The organism is Aquimarina litoralis, assembly GCF_019295435.1.
Taxonomy (GTDB): Bacteria; Bacteroidota; Bacteroidia; order Flavobacteriales; family Flavobacteriaceae; genus Aquimarina; species Aquimarina litoralis_A.
The window spans coordinates 52,347-73,353 of record NZ_WEKL01000110.1 but is presented as its reverse complement, the minus strand read 5'-3'; the positions used below and the strand labels follow the sequence as shown (position 1 = coordinate 73,353).

The window sequence follows — 21,007 nt, the reverse complement described above, 5'->3', positions numbered from 1 at the left end:
TTGCAGAGAGCTATTAGGTGCTTATTTTTTAATTACAATATCTAAATAAGGGTAACAAAAACCACTATTTAGGTTTTTATTCATCGATTTTAGAAATTTTATATACCGTAATCCTTTGAAACCAACTTTTAAGAAAGCAGATTTTTCAAATTTCATTAAACTACTTACGATATTAATCTCTTTTAATGGAGCTATTGCTACTTCAAACTCATGATAACTGGCTCCTCTTCCCCATCTTTTAAACTTCATCATGTTTTCATCATCAATCTCTCTGTATGAATCTTTAAAGTTCTTTCTGCTTGAAAATTTAGAATAATAATANGCTAAGTCATCAGGAAGCCAATCATAAAAAGGTAATGCTGCGGTATGTGAGTCATAATACCATAATCTATTTGGAGTTTCTATAATAGCAAGGTATCCTCCTTTAGATAACATTCCCCAAGCTTGTTTTAATGATTCCAGACGTTCGCTTACTGTCATATGCTCCAAAACAGCATAATAAATTATAAAATCGAACTTTTTATCTTTAAAGTTCTCTTCAATTTCTTCACCATTTACATGGTGTAATTCTGCTTCGTATCCAGCAATTCTCATTCTATCTTTTGCCACTTCCAAAGCTCCTGAATCTACATCTACTCCCACTACTTTTGCTCCTTGCTCACTCAATGCTAATGTAGAAATACCTGTTCCACATCCTATTTCAAGAATATTAGCGCCATTTAGATCTTTTACACTATGCAACCAAGGGGCTATTCTGTTTCTATTATAGTACAACCGTTCAAAAAGCTGTCCACTTACTGCTTGATTATATTCTGCAGTTGATAATCTACTCTTTGTATTTCCTCTATCTAAGTAGTTTTCTTTAAGTGATGTTGTTAATTCTTCTAATTGCTCTTTAGAAAATGAAGTATGTTTTTGTTGCATTTTCTTTGGAGCTGTAAAGAAGTTATCCTTTAACAGTTTTTTGAGTACCCTTTTCATTGTTTGTGTGGTTGTTTAGATTTTATTAGTANCTTTTTCTTTTAATGCATTGGCTAAGTCGTGGTGTTTTTCGAGGTTTTTTACTATGGTGTCGTTGGTTATTTTTCCTTCTAATCCAAAATTAGAAGTATATGCTCCTGTCTTGCTATCAATATCAATTCGATTAAATAATTCTAAGATACCATCGAATCGGCATGAATCCACAAAACTATCAAAACCGTTTACAAAAATTACAGGTGTTCCCATTGCCAAACACGGCAATGCGCAGTGTATTCTTGAAGTAATAACAAGCTTTGCTCTGGCATACTTATTCAGTAATTCTACCGCCATATCAAACTTTTGTTCATCAGTATATGTATTTGATGGAGGTTCTTGATTGATAAATGTGGCAGTATCCAGTACTTCCTTGCTAATAAACTTTTTTACATGTTTATCTTTTTTTCCAAGTTTAAAAGCAGATCCGTTTAATATATTTTTAATGGTGATTTTTGTATTGTAAAATACTTTCTCAGCTCGTGGATAACTATATAAAGGATCCACAATATAGATATCATCTCCTCTTTCAGAATCATCAACTTTATAAGAATCTAAAGTTAATGTTAGACATCCAGTAAAATAGGCATCAATACCTTTTGCTTTTAAAGTATCTGCAGTAAATTGATCTCTACATCCAATAGGCTCATGCTTTTTCAAATAAGCGATTCCTTTTTCACTTAACATTGCTGGTGCAGCAGTGTTATTCATATGAAAAGAAACGAATATAGGATCTATATTATCAGCAGGCACCCAATTATGGATATTATGAGTAAACCAGCCATTCATGATCAATTTGATAGGATCACCAGTATACTCACCTAATCTTTCTCTATTTAATAGCGTATCTACTTTTGGTAAAAACTGCTTTGCTGCTAAACTTTGAATATTGTCTCCAACATTAAAAAAGTTCTTATTCTCGTCGTATGTTAGTAGTCCGTATTTCATGATTTCTACAATGTAGCTTATTTGTATCTACTTTAGTTTTCTATATATTTTTTGTAACCAAGGGAATTTATTTCTAATAATAAACTTTAATCTATTCGTTCCCTTATTTGCATTATTAATTTTTTCTTCTAAAAGTCTGTCCACCTTTCCATTTCTGAAATCGTTGATATGACTAGTTTCAATTTCCTTATTGTCAAAAACAAAAAAAGTATCCACACTTTTAGCTTTTTCCATAAGTTCCCACCAAAAATATTTTACTCCTTTGCTTCCAGAACCTATATGTAAAATTTGATAAATCTTATCATAAACGGATCCATCYACATTAAAACCGTATTCATTCGGGTTTTGATTGTTCAAAATAAGCCCCATTATTGTTCTAAAACATTTCTCGCAATAGCTACAATTAAAATCAGTTCTTTTTTCAGAATAACATACTCTTAGTCTAAATCTTTTATTTTGATCAGCAGCAAATTTTGCAATTAAATCTACTTTATCCTGTCTTTTTAATTCATAACCATCATGAAAAACTTGAAAACCAGATCCCCAAGTAATTTTTTCATCAATTTCTGGAGTAGATCCCCAATCTATATCTATATGATCTGTGTAGGAAGAGGCAATATAAACCGAACTGTATTTATGAATAAATGATAAGGGTGCAATAGATCCTACTAAAGCCAGACCATGTTGTACTTTACCCCACCAACCAATATCTTTTAATAACAACTCAACCTGATATGTATAAAAATCTCTCAGATTCGTTTCAATGTATTCCTTATTATTATCTACCAATAAGTCTTCACTTTCAATAAAATCTGTAAACTCCTTCCACTGATCCTTATCTTCGATGGTAATATCGGCTCCGTGCAATGTTATTAAATCAGGCTTTTGGTCGTAAATTCTAATGTAGGTAGCATATGCATCTACACCACCACTAAAAAGCATTGCCGGTTTTACACCTTCAATAGTATTTTTTACTATTTTTTTAGCTACTAATTTCCCTGTAAAATCACTAGGTACATCTCGTTTAGCAAACTCCTGTTTTATTTTTTCCTGAGCGTTGTAAAAATCTTCATCAACTTCATCAACTTCTATATCAAACCCAGCAAACCAAGCCATCGGCAAAACATTACTTAAAAATGGAATCACAGCTATGCTTTCTGGAGTAGAACTTATGTCTATTTGATATTTAGAATAAAATGATTCTTTCTCCACAAAGAACTTTTGGATATCAGCACCTACTGTATACTCATAATTAATCTTATGACCATTATCTGAATATGTAATTGCTTTTAATTTTAAAGTATCCATGATTACATTATTTACGTTTCAATAAAGAAACAATGGGTTTTCTAAACAATTCTCTTTCGTATTCTAACATTCCTATTGTATACATCATTGTAGCAAAAACCACTGTATATGAAACTCCTTTGGCAATAAAACTAATCCACCCATTACCAGGAATGTAATTTATAAAATAACCAGCAGCAACTACCAGTAGCACTACGAATATTACTTTATGAAATAACTCTTTAAAAAAGCGAATAATATTAAGTCCTATAGTATGATGATAATAAAAGTTCATCACATTTTGAACAATCATCCATCCACCTACCAAGCCAATAATCATTCCTGTGGCGCTGTATTGCATCGCTAAAAACCCTCCAGCAATAACTCCTAAGATCATAAAACTTAGATACAAAATAGCCTTAAAAGAAAGTTTATTCTTCGCTTCCAAAATGGAATTACCAAATGCTTGTAATAATGGTAGCGTATAACCAATCATTATGATCAATGCAATCATATAAATCTCTTTGCATTCTTCTATTGTATATCTACCATTTACAGCAGACTCTCCTCCTCCTACCCAAAGATTGATAAATTGTTCTCCATATAAAAGAAAAGCACCGAAAATATACATTAGGATGATAAAAGATAATCTTCCTAATTTTATCATCATATTAGTTAATTCTTCGCCACTTGCGTTATTAACGGACATTTGTGTCGCTCTCGGCAAGAAAACACTAGAAATAGCGGTAGAAAACGCACCATAATAAGTACCCAACGCTATTCCAATTCCATAAATACCCAATACTTTAGGAATACTAATAGCCCCTAATACCCAGCTTCCTGATTTCCATTGTAACATATTTACAATAGCAAAAAGAAAAATCCAACTAGAATATTGAAATATCTGGAGTATAAAGCTTTTTGAAAACTTATGTAGTTTAAATCTAACTTTTAATTTTACTAATACATAGTATGCAGATACGGAAATCGTAAGTATATTAAAAAGCGTATCCACAATAACTAAAGCTATAGCTCTTCCTCCAAAATACAGAACACATACAATAGTTAATGATCTTAAAATATACCTTATGATTCCCACAGATTCCGGAAAAACAAATTTTTCATATCCTTTACAAATACCTGTAAATATCATTCCTGGTAGTTGAATTGCTAAGTTGAAAACTAAAATCACAAACATAATTTTAGCTATTCTTAACTCTTCCGCATTAAATTTGGTAAAGTAAGTATCAATAAAAAAATAAAAAATCGATCCTGAAATAACCACTAATGTTGACACCGTAGCATATAATATGCGTACAGTTCCTAAAAAGTTCTCTTCTCCTTCTCTATCTTTTTCTGCCCTATATTTGGCAATAAATCTAACTACTGTATTTGTCAAACCAAAGTCAAGCAAAGCAATAGTTCCTATCAATGCACCAATAGCATTAAATATTCCATATTCATCCTTTCCTAAATAACTAACTATTAAAGGGGTTATCACAATCCCAATAACGTTAATCAAAAAGATTTTCAGATACGTTAATAAAGCTCCTTTTTTTAGTTGGCTCAATGTGGTTGGTTTAGAAGTTGTCTTTATTTAAATAGGAAATACACTTATAATCTTCCGTGTACTTCTTCTTTTAATATTCCTTTTACATCATATAAAACACCATTGGGTTTTAATAATGACTTTAAATCGATATCAAGATATTCCTTGTGAGCAACAGTCAATACCACTGCATCAAAGGTATCATCTGGTAATTCATTTATGGTTGTTAAGCCGTATTCATGCAATACTTCAGCTGGATTTGCCCAAGGATCATAAATATTAACCTCTGTACCAAAATCTTTTAGGTTATTTATAACGTCTACAGCTCTAGTATTTCTTACATCAGGACAATTCTCTTTAAATGTAATCCCTAACACTAAAATATTTGCACCTTTAATCTTTATATCATGATTAACCATCAGTTTGATAACTTCAGAAGCTACATATTGTCCCATACTATCATTTAATCTTCTCCCAGCTAAAATGATTTCAGGATGATATCCAAACTCTTGTGCTCTTTGTGCTAAATAATATGGGTCTACACCTATACAATGACCTCCTACTAATCCTGGCTTAAATGGTAAAAAGTTCCATTTTGTTCCAGCAGCTTCAAGAACATCATTGGTATCAATATCCATAAGATTGAAAATCTTTGCTAATTCATTTACGAAAGCAATATTGATGTCTCGCTGTGAATTTTCAATAACCTTTGCAGCTTCTGCTACTTTAATCGTAGGTGCTAAATGAGTACCTGCAGTTATTACCGAAGCATATAAATCATCTACTTTTTTTCCTATCTCAGGAGTAGAACCAGCTGTTACTTTTAGGATTTTTTCTACTGTATGTAATTTATCTCCTGGATTAATTCGCTCTGGAGAATACCCTGCATAAAAATCAACATTGAATGTTAAGCCACTTATCTTTTCTAGAACAGGGATACACTCTTCCTCTGTAACTCCAGGATACACTGTAGATTCATAAATAACTATATCACCTACTTTAAGGACTTTACCAACAGTTTCACTAGACTTATACAACGGTGTTAAGTCAGGTCTGTTATTTTTATCAACAGGTGTAGGAACCGTAACTATATAATAATTACAATCTTTTATATCATCAAGGTTCGAAGAGCAAAAAAGCCCTTTTTCCATTTTACTATTTTCGGTTAAAACNGATTGAAGCACATCATCCTCAACTTCTAAAGTAGTATCTGTACCTGATCTTAATTCATCAATTCTCTTTTGATTTATATCAAAACCAATTACGGGAAATTTAGTTGCGAAAAGTCTAGCTAAAGGAAGCCCAACATATCCTAAACCTATGATTCCTATTTTAATATTTTGCATGGTTGTGGTTATTATATTTATGTATTGGAAATATCTATTTAAGATTATTCCAGTACCATTTTACAGCTTCTTTTAGTCCAGATTTCATATCAAACTCTGGATCATATCCAAGTAGTATTTTAGCTTTATCTACAGATGCTAAAGAATGCGGTACATCACCTTTTCTTTCCGGACCATTTTTCACTTCTACATCTTTTATTTTAGAATCAAACTCCGAAAGGTACTCCTTTAATAATGTTACCAATTCATTTAACGTTGTTCTCTCTCCAAATGCAGTATTATATACGTTGTTTAATGCCTCTTGATTATCAGAAACAATGGCTCTAAGATTCATTTGAATCACATTATCAATGTATGTGAAATCTCTTGAGAAAGATCCATCTCCATTAATTACAGGTGATTCATGCTTCATGAATTGCATAACAAACTTTGGAATAACTGCGGCATATGCTCCATTTGGATCCTGTTTTCTTCCAAAAACATTAAAATATCGTAAACCTACAGTATCTAAATCATACGTTTTCTTGAAATTATCAGCGTACAACTCATTGACATATTTAGTAATGGCATAAGGCGATAAAGGCTTCCCAATATTATCTTCTATTTTTGGAAGTGATTTTGAATCACCATAGGTTGAGGAGCTCGCTGCATAAATAAATCTTTTTACACCTGCATCTCTAGCAGCAACAAGCATATTCAAAAAACCTCCTACATTTACGTCATTACTAGTGATTGGATCATTAATAGATCTGGGTACAGATCCTAATGCTGCTTGATGTAATATATAGTCTACATTTTTGCATGCCTTATGGCAATCATCAATATTTCTGATATCTCCTTCAATAAAAGTGAAATTAGAATTTTCATTTAATGTAGATAGGTTTTTTTTATGACCAGTTGCAAAATTATCTAAACCGATAACTGTACTACCTCTTTCTAGTAGTGCTTCACATAAGTTTGATCCTATAAAACCTGCTGCTCCTGTTACTAAAACAGTTGAAGAACTTAATAGTTCCAATTGGTTAGTGTTCATGTATTTTTGTATTACCCCTTGATTTTTAATCCCCTGCGCTATGCTTTAAACATAGACAGCGCGAAATTAATATTTAACAATAGAACACACAACATATATGTAAGGGGATTTTAACCCTTAATAAATACTTAATGTTCCGTCATCCTATAAAAAAATCAATTCATCGATTCATAAATCTATAACTAACTGTAAATCAAAAATATAAATTCTAAGTCGATTTTATTAACAAAAACGTTTTCGAAAAGCAAAATCAGGTATTAATACCTGTAGAGTTCCATCAACTCTTTTTCAAACCTATTTTTTGCTAAATATTGCTTTTCTAAGTTGGATTCAAAAGGAATTGGTGTATCCAAGCTAGAAACTCTTTTTACGGGTGCATCTAAATACTCAAAACAATGTTCCATTATCAATGCTGAAATATCCGACGCAATTCCACCAAACATAGAATCTTCCTGTAATATTATAGCTTTTCCGGTCTTTTTTACAGATTCTATTATCATATCTAAATCTAATGGTTTCAAAGTTCTAAGATCAATAAGATCCGGAGTTATTTCTTTATGTTTTTCCAAAATATCCAGAGCCCAATGAACACCTGCACCATATGTTATTATTGTGATATCTTCACCACGGGTTAGCGAAACAGCTTTTCCAATTGGAGTAGTATAGTAACTCGTGGGTACTTGCTGTCTTATGCTACGATACAATGCTTTATGTTCAAAAAACAATACAGGGTTTGGATCTTCAATTGCCGCTAGCAATAACCCTTTAGCATCTGCAGGAAAAGCAGGGTAAACTACTTTTAAACCTGGTGTTTTAGTAAACCAGGCTTCATTAGTTTGACTATGAAAAGGACCTGCTCCTACACCACCTCCGCAAGGCATTCGGATTACAACATCAGCTGCCTGATTCCAACGGTAATTGGACTTTGCCAATAAATTTACAATAGGATTAAAACCTGAAGATACAAAGTCAGCAAATTGCATCTCTACAATAGCTTTAAAACCATTTACAGATAATCCATATGCTGTAGAAACTATTCCAGATTCGCAAATTGGAGTATTTCTAACTCTTTCTTTTCCAAATTCATCAATAAAATTCTCTGTTATCTTGAACACACCTCCATAATCAGCAATATCTTGCCCCATGATAACCATATTATTATATTTACGCATCCCTTCCTTTAAAGCCTCAGAAATAGCATCGATGAACCTTAACTCTTCAGTTAAATTATTTAAAGGGTCTGTTCTAATAAAAGGATACGCTTTATAAACATCATTAAGTTCTTTACCAAGATCAATTGAAATTGTTTCTTCTTCATTGGTTTTCTTCCAATTTGTATCAATTTCTTCCTTTATTTCAGATTGTATAATTAAATCCTTTGCCTCTGATAATATAGCATTCTCTAATAAAAAATGTTTATAATTTTCAATAGGATCTTTCTGGGTCCAATAACTCATAAGTTCTTCAGGTACATATTTAGTACCACTTGCTTCTTCATGTCCTCTCATTCTAAATGTTTTGAATTCAATGAGTACAGGTTTTGGATTTTGTCTGATCTCTGAAACCACTTTACACATAGTATTATAAACCTCCAATATATTATTCCCATCTACTATATACGACTCCATTCCATAGCCTTTTCCTCGATCGGCAAGGTCAGTACAGTTATATTGTTCTTTGGTAGGTGTAGATAAACCATAACCATTATTTTCAATACAAAAGATAACAGGCAAGTTCCATACCGAGGCAATATTCAAAGCCTCATGAAAATCACCTTCACTTGTTCCTCCTTCACCTGTAAAAACTGCAGTTACCTTATTATTTCTTTGCAACAAATTAGCCAACGAAATACCACAAGCAACTCCCAACTGAGGTCCCAAATGAGATATCATACCAACTAAATTGAACTCCTGAGAACCAAAATGGAATGAACGGTCTCTTCCATTGGTAAATCCATTCGCTTTTCCTTGCCATTGACTGAAAAGCCTATCTAAGGGTATATTTCGAGATGTAAAAACTCCAAGATTACGATGCATTGGTAAAATATATTCATCATTTTCTAAAGCTGCAGTTACACCAACTGAGATTGCTTCTTGACCAATACCACTAAACCATTTTGAAATTTTTCCTTGCCTTAATAATATGAGCATTTTTTCTTCAACCAATCTTGGTCTCAACATTTTAGTATATAAAGAAATTAACAGTTCATTACTGTAGTGTTTTTTATCAAAATCTAACAACAATTTTTCCTCTGCCATATTATTTAAAATCAATTAATGAAACAAATTCAACTTTCAAAAAACAGAAAGATAGCTTAGTAAATGTAGTTATTTTTATCTCAGTTTAATAACTGAGATAAGAATACTATTAAGTAGTTGTTAATTTAACGCAAACAAATCAATGAATTAATTAAATTTACTATGTCTTTATTGATTTATGTTAAAAAATAACTATTTTGACATTGCTCATTGATGCCTTAAAAAAATAGATGAACCATGATGTATATTTAATGAAATACATCTATTTTAGATTTAGTAAATAATACCACCATGAATAATATACCAAGCGTTGATCTTGCAGACTTTTTGTCTGAAGACGCAGCACGTAAACAGAAGTTTGTTGATGAAATTGGAAAAGCCTATGAAGAAATAGGTTTTGTTGCATTAAAGAATCATTTTTTGAGTGATAATCTTGTCGACGAATTATATAAAGAAGTCAAAGCATTTTTTGCATTACCCCTTGAAAACAAACAGAAATATGAAATTGAAGGACTAGGAGGTCAAAGAGGTTATATTTCTTTTGGAAAAGAGCATGCAAAAGGAAAAAAAGAAGGAGATTTAAAAGAGTTTTGGCATTTTGGACAAGAACCAGATGCGGATGCAAATCTGATCGAAGAATACCCACCTAATGTTTTAGTAGAAGAACTAAAAGATTTTAATCTTACCGGTATGGAAGCCTACAAAATGCTTGAAAAAACAGGTATTTATGTATTAAGAGCTTTAGCAATTTATATCGGATTAGATGAACATTATTTCGATCATTGGGCGAGCAACGGTAATAGTATATTGAGACCTATACATTATCCTCCAATTACCGAAGAGCCTAAAGGAGCTGTAAGAGCTGGAGCACATGGAGATATTAATCTTATTACATTATTAATGGGTGCTTCTACAGGTGGTCTTCAAGTACAACGCAAAGATGGTGAATGGATAGATGCTATACCACAAGAGGATGAATTGGTAATTAATGTAGGTGATATGTTAGAGCGCCATACCAATAATAAACTACGCTCCACAATTCATAGAGTTGTAAACCCTCCAAAAGAACAATGGAGTAAACCTAGATATTCAATTCCGTTTTTTATGCATCCAAGAAGTGATATGAAATTGAATTGTTTAGATGAATGTATCACAAATGATAACCCTAAACAATATGATGATATTACTGCTGGAGAATTTCTTCATCAACGGTTGGTAGAAATAGGATTGATAAAGAAATAAATTAAGAAATGGATTTAAAAGATCAATTAAAAAACTTATTTCCTGATCACGAATATATAGAGGAAGAGAAAACAGAAACAACAAATAATGATATATGGATGCAAGAGGATCCAATTATCTGTAAGTATGAGAAACGAAAGGGAAAACCAATTACTATATTAGAAGGATATACCGGCGCGGATGAAGATTTTAAAAAACTTGCTAAAGAAATCAAAACAACCTTAAGTGTTGGTGGAAGTTTTAAAAATGAACAAATAATTATTCAAGGTGATTATAGGGATAAAATTATGGATATCCTTACCTCTAAAGGTTTTAAAGTAAAAAGAGTTGGAGGATAATTTTCTGAATTAAAAAAATAACGATATAATTTTGGGGTCTAAAACATTACATATAACAAACGGCGATGCTATAACGGATCGCTTAACAGAGCTAAATCTTGTAAACGGAGAATTCTTGATTTGGAGAGAAATGCTCTGTGAAGGCCCTACTGCTATTAAAATTGAATCCGAAAAAGGAATAACTTTACGAAAAGAATTTCTAAAAAAGTATTACAGAATCCCAAATGCCGATTACCAGAAAAAATTTGTTACACAGCTAGACAAACTTGATGCTATAGATAAATATGATGAAATCATTCTATGGTTCGAGTATGATCTATTCTGTCATATTAATATGATTGCAGCAATTAGTTTATTGCTGCGTAAAGGAATTAAAGATACTCCTGTTTATTTGGTATGCAGTGGACGTGTGGAAAACGTAAAAAAATGTTTAGGTTTAGGAGAATTGTCAGACATTCAATTAAAAAAGCATTATGAACAAAAAGTCTTACTAAATCTTAATGATCTAGAACTTGCCTCTCATGTGTGGACATTATATTGTGAAGCTAATCCGAAAAAAATTGCTGGACAAATTAAACAGCAGTCTTCTTTTGATTACCTTTCTATTTGTTTGCGGGCGCATTTACAAAGATTTCCCAATATGCTAACCGGACTCAATACTTTGGAGCATAATATCCTGGAAATGGTCCACAATTATCAAATTAAAAATATAAAACAATTAATGGGGTATGCTCTGGAATATCAAGGGTTTTATGGGTATGGTGATATGCAGATGAAACGTGTGTTGGCAAGGTTATTTCAGTTTTTTGATCAAACAAAAGAACGTCTCTTACTATCAGAAAGAGGAAAATTAGCACTACAACAAAAGAAAAATTTTTNCAATACTCAAATGTTAGACTGGTATTATGGAGGTGTCAAAAAATATGACTATCTCTATAATAACGAAACAAATAACTTATTAAAATTATAAAATGCCCATAGCTAAATCTGAACTTATACTAAATCCAGATGGTAGTATTTATCACTTAAACTTAAAACCAGAGCACTTAGCTCCTACAATAATTACTGTTGGGGATCCAGATAGAGTTGAAAAGGTTACACAATACTTTGAAACAATTGAACATACTACAAGAAAAAGAGAATTTCATACACAAACAGGAATATATAAAGGAAAACGATTAACCGTAATTTCTACTGGTATTGGTACTGACAACATAGATATTGTTTTTAATGAATTAGATGCATTAGTCAATATTGATTTACAAACGAAAGAAATAAAAGATAAGCATACCTCTCTTAATTTTATCCGTATTGGTACTTCTGGAGCCATACAATCAGAAATTCCAATAGATAGTTTTATAGTATCAGAAATTGCTATTGGTTTTGATAGTTTATTGCATTTTTATGATAGTAAAGAGATACAATTTCCTCAAATTTCAGACCCCTTAATGGAACATCTGGATTGGAGTAAGGATAAATCTACTCCATATGTAGTTTCTTTTGATAAGAAACTAGGTAGACATATGCAAAGCGATCAAACTTCTAAAGGGTTTACGATCACAAATGTTGGTTTTTATGGACCTCAAGGTAGAGTTTTAAGATTATCAACTTCTGATGAATTATTGAATCAAAAAATAGCCTCTTTTAGTTATGCTGATAAGAAAATAACAAATTTAGAGATGGAAACTGCAGGAATTTATGGAATGGCAAAACTTTTAGGACATCGTGCTGTATCTATGAATGCTATCCTTGCAAATAGAGCCACAGGAGAGTTTAGTGAAAAACCTGAAAAAACGGTAGATAAACTAATTAGATATACGCTAGATAAAATTACAAGTTTCTAGAAATCAAATTTAACTTTTAGTTAAAATCAAAATATCCTGGATAACTTAATTTTAAATATGAATGAAAATAAATACCCCTATCACGATAGAGATGTAAATTGGTTAAGTTTTAATGAACGAGTTTTACAGGAAGCTGAAGATCCGACAAATCCTCTTTATGAAAGATTAAAGTTCTTAGCAATATTCTCTTCCAATTTGGATGAGTATTTTAGAGTAAGAGTCTCAAGATTACGTCAAATAAAAAAGATCGATAAGAAATTAAGAAAGAAACTTGCTTTAAAACCTAATAAGCAGGTAAAAGAAATAATAAAATTAGTTAAGGTTCAACAAGAAAGATTTGGAAAGATTTTTTTTAATCAACTCATTCCAGAACTCGCCAAAAACAACATATATTTAACTGATTATCCATCTTACAATCCTGATCAACATCAGTTTGCTACCCAATACTTTAATTCTAATATACTTCCTTTGATTCACTCAAAATTGATCACAGATTTAAATGAAGATGAGTTATTTCTAGAAAACAACAAACTTTATTATGTAGTTACTTTTGAAGAAAGTGAAGCGTTTGGAATTGTAAATATCCCATCAGATACTTTAGATAGATTTATATGTCTACCTGCTGAGAATAGGAAGCACTATATTACATTTCTAGATGATATTATAAAACCAAACTTACATCAAATTTTTGAGCATCAAAGAATAGCGAATTGCTATCAAATAAAATTGTCAAGAGACGCCGAATTATATATTGAGGATGAATTTGAGGGCATTTTAGCACAGAAAATCAAAAATTCTTTGTCACAAAGAGATCATGGTCAACCAACTCGCTTACTTTTCGATGCATCAATGCCCAAAACCCTTAAGACTACTATCAGAAAACTATTAAAACTAGGAAAAGTAGATATGATGCCTGGTGGTAAATATCATAATTTTAGTGATTTTTTTAGCTTTCCTGATCCCACAAATAACGATGCGCTGCATTTTCCAGATGCCCATGAAATAAAGCATTGTATTTTTGATCAAAACACAAACTACTTTAGGGTCATTGCTAGCAAAGATCAATTAGTACATTTCCCCTATATGTCTTTCGATTATGTACAAAGTTTTATTAATCAAGCCGCAACTGATCAAAGCGTAACAGAAATAAAAATTTCTTTGTATCGTGTAGCCAAAGAATCCGAACTTACCAATTCATTATTAAAAGCTTTGGAAAATGGTAAAAAAGTTACCGTTTTTATTGAAGCGAAAGCACGTTTTGACGAAAAAAACAATTTGAAGTGGGGTAAGATATTTGAAGAAAAAGGCGCTTCTGTATTTTACAGTTACCCTAATATCAAAGTACATTCTAAAATTCTATTGATTAAACGAAAAGAAAAAAATGCTTTAGTATCCTATGCATATATAGGAACAGGTAATTTTAATGCGAAAACATCTAAAATATATTGCGATCATGGATTATTTACTTCTAATCCAAAAATTACTAAAGACTTGATAGAGGTTTTTGAAGTACTATCTGGCAAAATGATTCTTCCTAAACCAAAACATTTATTAGTAGCTCCTTTTACTGCTCGAAAAACCTTTGAGGAATTAATCGATAATGAAATAGAAAATGCCAAAAAAGGAAAAACTGAGGGAATTAAAGCCAAACTAAATAGTTTAGAGGATAAAAATATAATTAAAAAATTATATGAAGCGAGTAACTCAGGAGTACAAATCGAACTATTAGTAAGAGGTTTTACTTGTTTGATTCCAGGTTTGGAAAACATAAGTGCAAATATCAAAATAACAAGTATTGTTGATAGATATTTAGAACATGGAAGAATTTATCATTTTGAAAATGGTGGAGATTCCAAAACTTTTATAGGAAGTGCAGATTGGATGACACGAAATTTAGATAAACGTATTGAAGTATTAGTACCTATTTTAGATGCTGATTGTAAAAAAGAATTAGAGACTATTCTTAATATACAATTAATGGATAATGTAAAAGCTAGAATACAAGATGCGGAAGCTAAGAACGATTATAAAAAGAAAATGGACGACAAACCGTCCATACAATCTCAAAATAGTATAAGAATATATCTAAATCAGATACATTCTTCAGAAAATATGTTATCCAAACAATATTTTTAGACTAATTAAAAGATTCGTAACCAAAAGTAAAGCAATAAAAATCACGATTCCATTTTCTAAAGTGTTATTCTTTAATTTTGCTACCTTAACTTTAGGATTTTTGTTTTGTAAAAAATTATTCTTCATGACAATTATTGTGTTATTTTGGGTTATACAACGCTAATATAGTCGAACATATCAGATTTGTATTTCAAAAATAGCGAATTATTTTATCAAAAAACGATAAAATGCATTTTTTTATCGTTAAAATGCATTTTTTAACAAAATTCATGTAACATCATATGCAAACAATAAGAATTGGAGGAGTTCCAGAGCATTTTAATTTACCATGGCATTTAACAATAGAAGAAAATGCATATCAAAAAAAAGATATTCATCTAGAATGGACAGATTTTCCTGGAGGTACTGGTGCTATGTGTGAAGCATTAAGAAATGAAACCATAGATATGGCAATCATACTCACAGAGGGAATTGTAAAAGATATTATTGCTGGTAATCCTTCCAAAATTGTACAAACTTATATTCAAACACCTTTAATTTGGGGTATTCATGTAGGGTATCACTCTAAATTTAATTCAATTGAAGATCTTCAAAATACTTCCGCAGCCATAAGTAGATATGGATCGGGATCACATCTAATGGCATATGTTAATGCTCAAAATAATGGTTGGGATACTTCTAATTTAAAATTTGAAGTAATTAAAAACTTAGATGGCGCTATTAAAGCATTGACTAATAACACAGCAGATTATTTCATGTGGGAACATTTTACAACCAAACCACTTGTAGACGATAATATATTTAGAAGAGTTGCAGACTGCCCTACTCCTTGGCCCTGTTTTGTAATAGCTGTTAGAGAGAAGGTTTTAGACTCCCACTTAGTTCAGATCCAAAACATTTTAGAAATAATCAATACTACCACATTGGATTTCAAAAAAATCCCTAGTATCGACAAAACACTTTCTTATCGTTATGATCAACAATTAACTGATATTCAAGAATGGTTACAGCTTACTGAATGGAGTCAATCTTTAATAGATGTTAAAACATTGGAAAAAGTCCAAAATCAACTACTTGAATTAAAAATTATAGATAAAACTGTGGCATCTAAAAATTTAATTTTCGAAATATAAGCAACCTTTTTGCATATCAGACATCTTGCTTACAAAGGAAAACAACTTAATTATTATGAAACCACTTTTAATTGTTAGCATCGTTTTATGCTCGTTTCAATTTGCTCTTGCACAGGATCAATCCAACCTTCCTAAAAGAGACATTAATAAAAATGAACTTAGTCTCAACCCATTAAATATAATCGCTTTTGGAGCTCTCGACGTTGGTTATGAAAGAGTATTAAATAATAATAGCACTATTGGTTTCGATTTATTTTATCGATTAGCAGATAGAGATGACGATGATTCTTTTGATAGTGATGATATATTTGAAAAAGAAATTGCTTTTACAACAAAGTTTAAATACTTTTTTGGTGATCGAGTAGCTAGAGGGTTTTATGTAGAAGGTTTTGGAATGCTTTCTTCGGGAGAGGATGAAAAATTTATAGATGTTTTTGATACTCAAGGAAATTTTATAAGAGTAGACGAAATAGAAGAGGATTTTACAGATTTTGCATTAGGGTTTGGAGTTGGTGGAAAATTTGTAGCTCGTAATGGATTTTTAATAGATATAGGTTTTGGAATTGGACGAAATCTATTTAATAATGATGCTCCAGAGATTATAATAAGACCTAATTTATATATCGGATATCGTTTTTAAAGATTGGATTGAATAAATCTTAATAGAATTAGAGACTGCATATTCTTTCCCGTCAATAATATTCTAGAAAAAATAATAACCTTCCCTACCAAGTTTATAGTTTTTTGGTAGGGTATTTTATATAGTATTTGTTTTAGGTGTAATCTACAAAACGTGGGTACTATAAATTAAAAAACAAAAAAATGAGATTATTATTAATTACCATTATTACCTTATTAACTTCATATATATCTTTTTCGCAAGACACTACAAATAAGTTTCCAAGAGACATTAATAAAAATGAAATTGGAATAAATCCTATTAATATCATTGCTTTTGCGGCATTAGATGTTTCTTATGAAAGAGTCTTAACAAGCAATAACAGTATCGGTGTTGACTTATTTTACAGATTTAGTGAGGATATAGATAATGATGGAGATATTGTAGATAGAGATGGTATTTTTGACAAAAAATTAGCTATAACGGGACATTATAAATATTTTTTTGGTAGCAGAGTAGCAAGAGGTTTTTATCTTGAAGGATTTGGAATGTTATCTACAGGTGATTCTGACAATACCGTTAGAGTATTGAACACTGATGGAGAATTAACAGGCTTTAGAGATATTTCTGAGGATTTCACAGATTTTGCCTTAGGTTTTGGCGTTGGGGGAAAATTTGTTACTAAAAATGGTTTTTTTCTTGATATAGGCTTTGGTATAGGAAGAAATTTATTCAGCGATAAAAGCCCTGAGATCATTGTAAGACCCAACTTATATTTAGGTTATAGATTTTAAAGGTAGGGTATAGAAGAATATAAGCGTTACATAAATAGCGGTAATCGTGGTAAATGTTTAAATTTTTAATATTTTTTTAGCAGATCATAAATTTTATATAATAAATCTTTAAGATATGATGAAATCTAAAGATTACGGGCTTTCCACAGTCTATGAATTAAATATTTTTGTACATTTGCCACGCCTACCCCAATAATCAATTATGAAAGTGTACGCAACCTTATCAAGGTTTTTACATCTAATGATTAACTAACAAATCAATTATGGCAACATTCTTACTAATACTTGGAGGATTAATAGCTTTCAATTTTGTACTTCTAAAATTTAGTGTTCAATCAGTTGATACTAATAAAAAGAAGGCTAAAGCTCTTAAATCGGCATCTGAGACCAAGATTGGAAAAGCTAAAACAACTAGAATAGCAAAAGCTGCATAAATAAATCGATTTTACCATTTAATTGGCGATCTATTTGACTCCTGTAGATATTCATTTGTTTTACTAAAGTGTTTATTACCAAACCAAAATCCTCTGTTAGCACTTAATGGTGATGGATGACCACTATTGAGAACTAAATGTTTCTGGGTATCTATTTTAGCTCCTTTTTTCTTAGCAAAACCACCCCATAGCAAGAAGACAACATCTTTTTTATTATTTGATATCAATTGTATAACTGCGTCTGTGAATTTTTCCCAGCCTTTTCCTTGATGAGAACCAGCCTGATGGGCTCGAACTGTTAAAGTCGCGTTTAATAATAAAACTCCTTGTTTTGCCCAACGTTCTAAATTACCATTTGGAGGAAAGGCTACATTTAAATCCGTTTCTATTTCTTTAAAAATATTTATCAAAGATGGAGGCATTGCAATTCCCTCATTAACTGAAAAACATAAACCATGAGCTTGTCCAACTCCATGATAAGGATCTTGACCTATAATGACTACTTTCACATCATCGTAACTACAATGATCAAACGCTGCAAAAATCTCTGAACCTTTAGGAAAACAAGTTTGTGTTTTATACTCTGTTTTTACAAAATCAACCAAAGTTTTAAAGTATGGCTTATCAAATTCAGTTGTTAATTGTGCTTTCCAGCTATCTTCAATATTTACATCCATGTTAGTATCAAAAAAATATGCAATTGTTTACATTTGCTTCGTCGTAAAATTATGACAAATACTTTTTAAAAATTATACCTTATTTCAAGTTTTATAACAAAGAAATTAACATTTAAAGAATATATCCTAAAAAGATTAGGGCCAAAACATGATTCGCATTTCAGAAAAAACGCTTAAAGACTTAGAATTCGACACCGTATTAAATCATATCGAAGAGTTATGCAATACCGAGTATGGAAAAGCGAAAGCTTTAAACATTGTTCCATTTTCCAAAAAGGAAGATTTGCATATAGCTCTACAAGAGGTTTTTGAATACAAATCTTCTTATTTAAATGATGCTAGGATTCCNAATCATGGATTTGATAGTATTGATACTGAATTAAAGTTATTAGGAATTGAAAATACGTTTTTGGAAAGCTTTAATCTAAAGAAAATCACCTCTATAAATCTAACCACAAATGAATTACTGAGTTTTTTTAATAAGAATAAAGAACTTTATCCAGTACTTCATCAGACATCAGAGAACATAACTCATACTAAGGAAATAATACACCTGATAGATTCGGTTATTGATAAATTTGGTGATATCAGAGATGACGCCTCTCCTACTCTTAAAGTGCTTCGAAAAAATATACACGAAGTACAAGGGAAATTAAATGGAAGTTTCGGAAGAGATCTTAGTAGATATAATAGCTTAGGATATCTGGACGAAATAAAAGAAAGTGTAGTTGACAATAGAAGAGTTTTAGCCGTTAAAGCCATGTATCGTAAAAAAGTTAAAGGAGCGATTATGGGCAATTCTAAAACAGGAAGTATTGTATATATAGAACCTGAAGCTACATTACAATTTAGTCGAACTTTAAGTAACCTTCAATATGAAGAACGTGAAGAAATAGTCAAAATACTCAAAGTACTTACCAATAAAATTAGGCCTTTTATAGAGCTATTAAAAGAATTTCAAGAATATTTGAGCCATGTAGATGTTGTAGCTGCTAAAACTAAATATGCTACTAAATTAAATGGTGTTTTGCCGAAAATAACAGAAGATCGAGAACTAACCATTAAAGATGCGTATCATCCCCTTCTCTACTTAAATAATCTTGAAAAAGGTGAAAAGACACATCCACAAACCATTTCTTTAGATAAAAACAACCGGATTATTGTAATTTCAGGGCCAAATGCTGGTGGAAAAAGTATTACCCTAAAAACTGTTGGATTACTGCAAATCATGTTACAAAGTGGTATGTTAATACCTGTTCATGAATATAGTAGAATGTGCTTGTTTACTACCATACTCACTGATATTGGAGATAATCAATCTATCGAAAATCATCTAAGTACCTACAGTTATCGCCTAAAAAACATGAACTATTTTCTTAGAAAATGTAATGATAAAACACTATTCCTTATTGATGAGTTTGGAACTGGAAGTGATCCTGAACTAGGTGGAGCTTTGGCGGAAGCTTTTTTAGAAGTATTTTACGAACGTGAATCATTTGGTATTATTACCACACATTATGCTAACTTAAAAATGTTAGCTAATGAACTTCCTAATATGACAAATGCCAATATGCTTTTTGATTCTCGTACTTTAGAACCACTTTTTAAACTTTACCTTGGAGAAGCTGGAAGCTCTTTCACTTTTGAAGTGGCTCAAAAAAATGGGATTCCCTATAGCCTAATAAATAAAGCAAAAAAGAAAGTAGAACGTGGTAAAATTAGATTTGACAAAAGCATTGCAAATCTTCAACGAGAACGATCAAAACTACAGAAAACTACTTCTTCTCTTAAAACTAAAGAGCAAAAAGCAGAAGAAGAAAAAGAACGATTAGATAAGATCAATCAACGATTACAGTTAAAATTAGAAAGCTACCAAGAATTATATGACAGTAATCAACGAATGATCTATCTTGGGCAAAAACTAAATGAAATCAGCGAAAAGTACTTTCACACTAAGAAGAAAAGAGAACTTATCGATGAATTTATGAAAATTGTACAGGTAGAAAACTCTAAGCGAAAAAAACAAACTGCCAAACAGAGAAAAGCTAAAAAAGCAAGGCAAGAAAAGGTAGTTAAGGAAGTTGAAAAAAAGGTAGAAGTAATTAGGGAAAAGAAAAAAGAACAAAAGAAGGAGGAAGAAAAAATAGAACAGGCAAAACCAAAAATGGTACTCAAAATTGGAGATCGAGTGCGTATGATTGATGGAAAGTCTATAGGTACCATAGATACGTTGGAAAAGGGAAAGGCAGTAGTAAACTATGGTATTTTTACTACCAATGTAGCTATAGAACAGCTTGAATTTGTGGAGAGAAAAAAATAGCTGAAAAACTAAATAGTTGAACCAAAAGCAAAGGC

The 21,007-nt window shown here is 31.2% G+C and carries 18 protein-coding genes; 10 read left to right on the top strand and 8 right to left on the bottom strand.

Going from position 1 to position 21,007, the window contains the following annotated elements:
* Nucleotides 1–21: 21 nt before the first annotated feature.
* From GBO31_RS25175 to GBO31_RS25145, 7 genes are all read right to left on the bottom strand, one after another.
* Nucleotides 22–924, bottom strand: a complete 903-nt coding sequence (locus tag GBO31_RS25175; protein ID WP_429725828.1) for a class I SAM-dependent methyltransferase — start codon at nt 922–924, stop codon at nt 22–24.
* Nucleotides 925–996: 72 nt separating this feature from the next.
* Nucleotides 997–1,962, bottom strand: a complete 966-nt coding sequence (locus tag GBO31_RS25170; protein ID WP_219011402.1) for a polysaccharide pyruvyl transferase family protein — start codon at nt 1,960–1,962, stop codon at nt 997–999.
* A 27-nt stretch (nt 1,963–1,989) separates the two neighbouring features.
* A complete protein-coding gene (locus GBO31_RS25165) occupies nt 1,990–3,270 on the bottom strand; it encodes a hypothetical protein (protein ID WP_219011401.1) in 1,281 nt (426 codons plus the stop codon).
* A 7-nt stretch (nt 3,271–3,277) separates the two neighbouring features.
* A complete protein-coding gene (locus GBO31_RS25160; RefSeq protein ID WP_219011400.1) occupies nt 3,278–4,819 on the bottom strand; it encodes an oligosaccharide flippase family protein in 1,542 nt (513 codons plus the stop codon).
* Nucleotides 4,820–4,863: 44 nt separating this feature from the next.
* Nucleotides 4,864–6,144 (bottom strand): nucleotide sugar dehydrogenase, encoded by a 1,281-nt coding sequence (locus GBO31_RS25155; protein WP_219011399.1) that lies wholly within the window; start codon nt 6,142–6,144, stop codon nt 4,864–4,866.
* Nucleotides 6,145–6,178: 34 nt separating this feature from the next.
* A complete protein-coding gene (locus GBO31_RS25150) occupies nt 6,179–7,177 on the bottom strand; it encodes an SDR family oxidoreductase (protein WP_219011398.1) in 999 nt (332 codons plus the stop codon).
* Nucleotides 7,178–7,434: 257 nt separating this feature from the next.
* Nucleotides 7,435–9,435, bottom strand: a complete 2,001-nt coding sequence (locus tag GBO31_RS25145) for an alpha-ketoacid dehydrogenase subunit alpha/beta (RefSeq protein ID WP_219011397.1) — start codon at nt 9,433–9,435, stop codon at nt 7,435–7,437.
* A gap of 291 nt (nt 9,436–9,726) precedes the next feature.
* Between GBO31_RS25145 and GBO31_RS25140 the strand changes: the two genes are divergently transcribed.
* The 9 genes from GBO31_RS25140 (at nt 9,727) to GBO31_RS25100 (ending at nt 17,975) form a co-directional block, all read left to right on the top strand.
* On the top strand, nt 9,727–10,677 hold the full coding sequence (locus GBO31_RS25140; RefSeq protein ID WP_219011396.1) for an isopenicillin N synthase family dioxygenase: 951 nt from the start codon (nt 9,727–9,729) through the stop codon (nt 10,675–10,677).
* 8 nt (nt 10,678–10,685) lie between these two features.
* Nucleotides 10,686–11,015, top strand: coding sequence for a translation initiation factor (locus GBO31_RS25135; protein ID WP_219011395.1), 330 nt, complete (start codon nt 10,686–10,688; stop codon nt 11,013–11,015).
* A gap of 31 nt (nt 11,016–11,046) precedes the next feature.
* Complete coding sequence (locus tag GBO31_RS25130) at nt 11,047–11,985, top strand: DUF1835 domain-containing protein (RefSeq protein WP_219011394.1); 939 nt, start codon at nt 11,047–11,049, stop codon at nt 11,983–11,985.
* Nucleotide 11,986: 1 nt separating this feature from the next.
* Complete coding sequence (locus GBO31_RS25125) at nt 11,987–12,859, top strand: nucleoside phosphorylase (RefSeq protein ID WP_219011393.1); 873 nt, start codon at nt 11,987–11,989, stop codon at nt 12,857–12,859.
* Nucleotides 12,860–12,916: 57 nt separating this feature from the next.
* The gene (gene ppk1 / locus GBO31_RS25120) at nt 12,917–14,995 is read left to right on the top strand and encodes a polyphosphate kinase 1 (RefSeq protein WP_219011392.1); all 2,079 of its coding nucleotides are present in this window, start codon (nt 12,917–12,919) and stop codon (nt 14,993–14,995) included.
* A 281-nt stretch (nt 14,996–15,276) separates the two neighbouring features.
* The gene (locus GBO31_RS25115) at nt 15,277–16,128 is read left to right on the top strand and encodes a substrate-binding domain-containing protein (RefSeq protein ID WP_219011391.1); all 852 of its coding nucleotides are present in this window, start codon (nt 15,277–15,279) and stop codon (nt 16,126–16,128) included.
* Nucleotides 16,129–16,183: 55 nt separating this feature from the next.
* Nucleotides 16,184–16,768, top strand: a complete 585-nt coding sequence (locus tag GBO31_RS25110) for a hypothetical protein (RefSeq protein ID WP_219011390.1) — start codon at nt 16,184–16,186, stop codon at nt 16,766–16,768.
* 182 nt (nt 16,769–16,950) lie between these two features.
* The gene (locus GBO31_RS25105) at nt 16,951–17,541 is read left to right on the top strand and encodes a hypothetical protein (RefSeq protein WP_219011389.1); all 591 of its coding nucleotides are present in this window, start codon (nt 16,951–16,953) and stop codon (nt 17,539–17,541) included.
* Between the two features lie 263 nt (nt 17,542–17,804).
* Nucleotides 17,805–17,975: a hypothetical protein gene (locus GBO31_RS25100; protein WP_219011388.1), complete on the top strand. Its 171-nt coding sequence runs from the start codon at nt 17,805–17,807 to the stop codon at nt 17,973–17,975.
* An 11-nt stretch (nt 17,976–17,986) separates the two neighbouring features.
* Here GBO31_RS25100 and GBO31_RS25095 read toward each other — a convergent pair whose 3' ends face one another.
* Nucleotides 17,987–18,652 carry a uracil-DNA glycosylase gene (locus tag GBO31_RS25095; RefSeq protein WP_219011387.1) on the bottom strand — a complete coding sequence of 222 codons (666 nt, stop codon included), beginning with the start codon at nt 18,650–18,652 and terminating at the stop codon, nt 17,987–17,989.
* A 148-nt stretch (nt 18,653–18,800) separates the two neighbouring features.
* On the opposite strand from GBO31_RS25095, the gene GBO31_RS25090 reads away from it, so the two are divergent.
* On the top strand, nt 18,801–20,972 hold the full coding sequence (locus GBO31_RS25090) for an endonuclease MutS2 (RefSeq protein WP_219011386.1): 2,172 nt from the start codon (nt 18,801–18,803) through the stop codon (nt 20,970–20,972).
* Nucleotides 20,973–21,007 lie beyond the last annotated feature (35 nt).